Source organism: Nonomuraea zeae, assembly GCF_005889725.1.
GTDB classification, from domain to species: Bacteria; Actinomycetota; Actinomycetes; order Streptosporangiales; family Streptosporangiaceae; genus Nonomuraea; species Nonomuraea zeae.
Genome location: NZ_VCKX01000520.1, coordinates 1 through 4500, shown reverse-complemented (window position 1 = coordinate 4500; position 4500 = coordinate 1). Strand labels below are relative to the sequence as shown.

Here is a 4500-nt window from a genome sequence, read left to right as displayed (position 1 = left end):
AGATGTGTATAATAGACAGGGTCGGGGGTCCGGGTCGGGGATCCAGGATTGTCGGCCCGGGATCCTAAGGTAAGGGCATGCGGGCAAATGATGACGCGGCGTCGGCGCTGCAAGAATACGCGGAGTTGTTCGCGCTCTGCGGTGGCGATGCCTTCCGGGTGCGGAGCTACCAGAAGGCGGCCAAGGCGATCGCGGGGTTCCCCGAGGACATCTCGGTCGTGGACGTGCGATCCGTCCCCGGGGTCGGCGAGGCGATCGCCAAGAAGATGGAGGAGTTCCTGCAGCGCGGGAGCTTCCGGCAGCTCGACGACCTGCGCGGCCGGGTGCCCGACGGCGTCCGCAGGCTGACCAAGGTCCCCACGCTGGGGCCCAAGACGGCGATCATGCTGTTCGAGGACTACGGCATCGACTCGCCGGTGGCGCTGAGCGAGGCGATCACCTCCGGCCGCCTCGACGGCGTCAAGGGGCTCGGCCCGAAGACCCTGGCCAACCTGCTCAAGGGCGTCGAGCAGCTTGAGCAGTCGGGCCGCCGGGTGCACATCGGCGTGGCCATGTCGCTGGCCGAGCAGGTGATCGGTTCGCTGGAGGCCGAGCGCATCGCCTACGCGGGCTCGCTGCGGCGGATGAAGGACACGATCGGCGACATCGACATCCTCGCCGTCGCGCCCGAGTCCATCATGACCGCCTTCCGCGCCCAGCCCTACGTCGCCGAGGTCATCGCGGCCGGTGACAAGAAGACCTCGATCCGCACCACCTCCGGCACCCAGGTGGACCTCCGGGTGGTGCCCGCCGAGTCGTGGGGCGCGGCGATGCAATACTTCACCGGCTCCAAGGAGCACAACGTCGCCATCAGGGAGATGGCGGTGAAGCGCGGCTGGAAGCTGTCCGAGTACGGGCTGTTCGAGGGCGAGCGGGTGATCGCCGCCGAGTCGGAGGAGGACATCTACGCCGCCCTCGGCATGCAGTTCGTGCCGCCGCCGATGCGGGAGGACGGCGGGGAGGTCAAGGCGGCGCTGAAGGGGGAGCTGCCCGAGCTGGTGGAGCTGGCCGACCTCAAGGGCGACCTGCACACCCACACCGACCTGACGGACGGGATCGCGTCCCTGGAGGACATGGTGGCGGCCGGCCACGCGCGCGGCTACGCCTACTACGCGGTCACCGACCACGCACCCGACCTGACGATGCAGCGGATGACCCTGGACAAGGCGCTGGAGCAGCGGGAGCAGGTGGCGCAGCTGCAACGAAAATATCCCGGCATGCGCATCCTGCACGGCACCGAGCTCAACATCGCCCCCGACGGCTCGGTGGACTGGCCGGCGGAGATCCTGCGGGAGTTCGACGTGTGCGTGGCGTCGGTGCACTCCCATTTCGGGATGTCCAAGGATGAGATGACGCGCCGCTTCATCACCGCGTGCGAAAACCCGTACGTCGACATCATCGGCCACCCGACGACCCGGAAGATCGGCAAGCGCCCTCCGGTGGACGCCGACTGGGAGGCCGTCTTCCGCGCGGCCGCCCGCACGGGGACGGCCATGGAGATCGACTCCTACCCCGACCGCTCAGACCTGCCGTCGGACCTGGTGCGGCTGGCCAAGCATCATGGGGTGAAGTTCTCGATCGACAGCGACTCGCACGCGATCCCGCATCTGGCGCATCAGCGATACGGGGTGGGGATCGCGCAGCGGGCGTGGCTGACGACGGATGATGTCATCAACACTTGGCCGTTGGAGCGCCTGCTGTCGTTCCTGGGACGCTGACGCCCCCCTCTACATCTGCGTCTGCCTTAGTGATGGCGCCCTCTACACCGCTGCCGTTACCTTGCCGCCTTGTGACCAGGCTGGCTCCAGGCACTGGTCTACGCGGGGGCGCCTTTGGGGGGGGCTGTGCACCTGCGTGCGGGCGAGTCAGGTACGCGCACGCCAACAGGCCAGCACCAGCACACGTTCACTCAACCACCCGACAAGGCGCCGCACCGGTAATAAGGGGCCTCTCCGGGGCGGCAGACAGTCGTACACGGGATTCACCCACTCCGAGGTTGGAACCGGTTGCGCCAGTCCCAAAGGCTGTCGTGGTCGGCCCGCTGGACCTGTACCCAGTGATCGAGCCCGCGCCCCCGGGCGGCGCAGCTCGCCTTGATCGGCTCGTTGGAGCGTGGCCACTCGTCCCGGGCGCGATACTTCTTCCTCGGGCCCGCCCTGACAGGCGCCGAGTCCTCCACGGTCATCACGTAGCGGAAGGTCTCGGCCCTCAGCGCAGCCGACACGACGGCCACCGGCTGTACCGCTCGTGGCCTCGGCCGTACCGCTCACGGCGTCAGCTGCACCGCTCGCGGTGCGGGCCGTACCGCCACCGGCCGCGCCGCCCAGGGCCGGGCCACCCCCGGCTGCGCGCCGATCCGAAGGCCAGGCATCGGACGAGCAAGCTCTGGACGGGCATGCGTTGGACGGGCATGCGTTGGACGGGCATGCGTTGGACGGGCATGCGTTGGACGGACGGCGCTCCGCAGGCCGACCTGCGGGGCGGCGCGAGCGCTCGTCAATCCCAGGCCGCCGAACGCGAGCGCAACGACGACGCCGGAATAAACAGGCGGCAATCCTCATTAGCGACCCCTCCCCCGCACGCGTGCGTCAGCGGGAATGCTGCTCATGGCTTGTGGACTTAACACCACAAACCATGACATTTTGCCCACTTCTTAACCCAGCACCACCGCTCACAGAAGCCCGCCCTGCCGCCATGGCACTTTCCTTGACCCACACGAGCCAACATTCCTCAACCCACGCAAACCTCGACCGCAAGCTACCGGTCCTTGACCAACATGAGCTTCGACCTCCACGGCCACCGCCCCCTTCACACGTACGAGCGCCCGACCTCCTCAAGTCGGCGCCCTTCGACCCGCACGAGCGGCGCAACCTCCACAAACCGACACCCCTCGACCCGCACGAGCGGCGCAACCTCCACAAACCGACGCCCCGCAACCCACGAAAGCTTCGGACCGCACGAGCCGCCGAGGCCGACCACGCTCAGCAAGCAGAAACACAGCCGACCGTCAGCCACCATCAACCCCAAGAATGACAAACTCCAGGTGGATGTGGCCCGCCCAACGTTCCGGCAGAGTGTCCTCACCAGCTCACCCCTCGACCCAGGAGGACCCCCGGGCATGCACGCCACGCGGAAGAAGCCACGCAAGCTGCGAGCACGCATCCTCGCAGCGCTGGTGGCGTTCATCGTGCTCCTCGTAGCCGCCACTGCCGGAGTCGCCTTCGCCTACCCCTCCGTAGCCTCCACCACATGTCCCGGCTGCTACGGCCTGACCGAGACGGAAGAAGGCGTCTACACGGAAGCCAACCTGTCCGATGCCCAGCGATCACAAGTGCACCAAGTGGTCGCCCAGGCCCGCCAACTGGTCATCGGCTTCTACGGCAACCAGACAAGCTCTCCCAGCCTCCTCATCTGCCTGACCGAAGCCTGCTACCAGCGCATCGGCGGCCGGAAGGAGCGCGGCATAGCGGTCCTCAACCGAGCGGTGATGCTCTCACCTCGAGGCCTGAACGCAACGATCGCCTCTCACGAGATGTCCCACGTCGAGCTGCACAACCGGCTCACGAGCGGTGACGTGCCTCAATGGTTCGACGAGGGCCTGGCCGTAGTGGTCTCCGACGACAGCCGCTACCTCGCGCCCCGATCGGCGCCAGACCGCTGCCTAGTCCCCCCGACAGGCCCACTCCCGGTGACGCTCGAAGAATGGTTAAGCGCAGCCACCAAGGACCCAGACACCTACGCCAAGTCCGCCTGCCAGGTAAACCGCTGGCTGCGAACCAACGGCTCCAGCGCGGGCGTTCTGTCCCTGATCGACCGCCTCAACGCCGGCGAACCGTTCGACTCGATCGTGAACCTCCCAGCAGCCCTCACCGCTCCGTCCTAACCCCACACCCAGCCTGGCTCCTCCACCCCTGCACCCAGACCCAGCCGATCTCTCCCTCTACACGCGGACCCAGCCATTCCCTCTCTCATGCACCCCGACCCGGGCCTGTTCCCGGACCCGAGCCCGACCAGTACCGGGAGCAGGCTTCTCCCTACACCTCAGACCCGGCCAATCCCACCATCTCGGCATCCGCACTCCCGAGACTCCTTCGTCCGTTGCACCCGGTACCGCGCACACATCTGTTACCGGAGTACCTCGGTACCCATGACCCAGCACCCCGGCACTCTCGACGAGCAGGACCGCAGCCTGTGAACACGCACCTGATCTCCAAGGGGCGTGGACGCTCTCCAGACAGCCTGCGCCCGCGACCACCTCGCTGGGTTCCAGCGTCGCCCCCGGCACCGGACCACCGCGACACTCCCGGCACGGCGTCAAACTGACGTTCCCAGCACCGGCACACTGCGCTACCCCGACGCCCCTGACACTCCCAGCACCACAACGCCACAACGCCACAACACAGCGTTACCCAACACCGCCGCACCGCCGCACCCGACGCCCCGACACCCCGACACCCCGAC

At 67.6% G+C, this 4500-nt stretch carries 2 protein-coding genes; both read left to right on the top strand.

Annotated elements, in window-relative coordinates; translation table 11 throughout:
* The first annotated feature begins 77 nt into the window (after positions 1-77).
* The gene (polX, locus tag ETD85_RS60365; RefSeq protein ID WP_138698781.1) at positions 78-1757 is read left to right on the top strand and encodes a DNA polymerase/3'-5' exonuclease PolX; all 1680 of its coding nucleotides are present in this window, start codon (positions 78-80) and stop codon (positions 1755-1757) included.
* Between the two features lie 1400 nt (positions 1758-3157).
* Positions 3158-3922, top strand: a complete 765-nt coding sequence (locus tag ETD85_RS60360; RefSeq protein ID WP_138698780.1) for a hypothetical protein — start codon at positions 3158-3160, stop codon at positions 3920-3922.
* Positions 3923-4500 lie beyond the last annotated feature (578 nt).

Coding starts and splice junctions, on each gene's coding strand:
- ETD85_RS60360 (WP_138698780.1), top strand. CDS start 3,158: ATGCACGCCACGCGGAAGAAGCCACGCAAGCTGCGAGCACGCATCCTC.
- polX (WP_138698781.1), top strand. CDS start 78: ATGCGGGCAAATGATGACGCGGCGTCGGCGCTGCAAGAATACGCGGAG.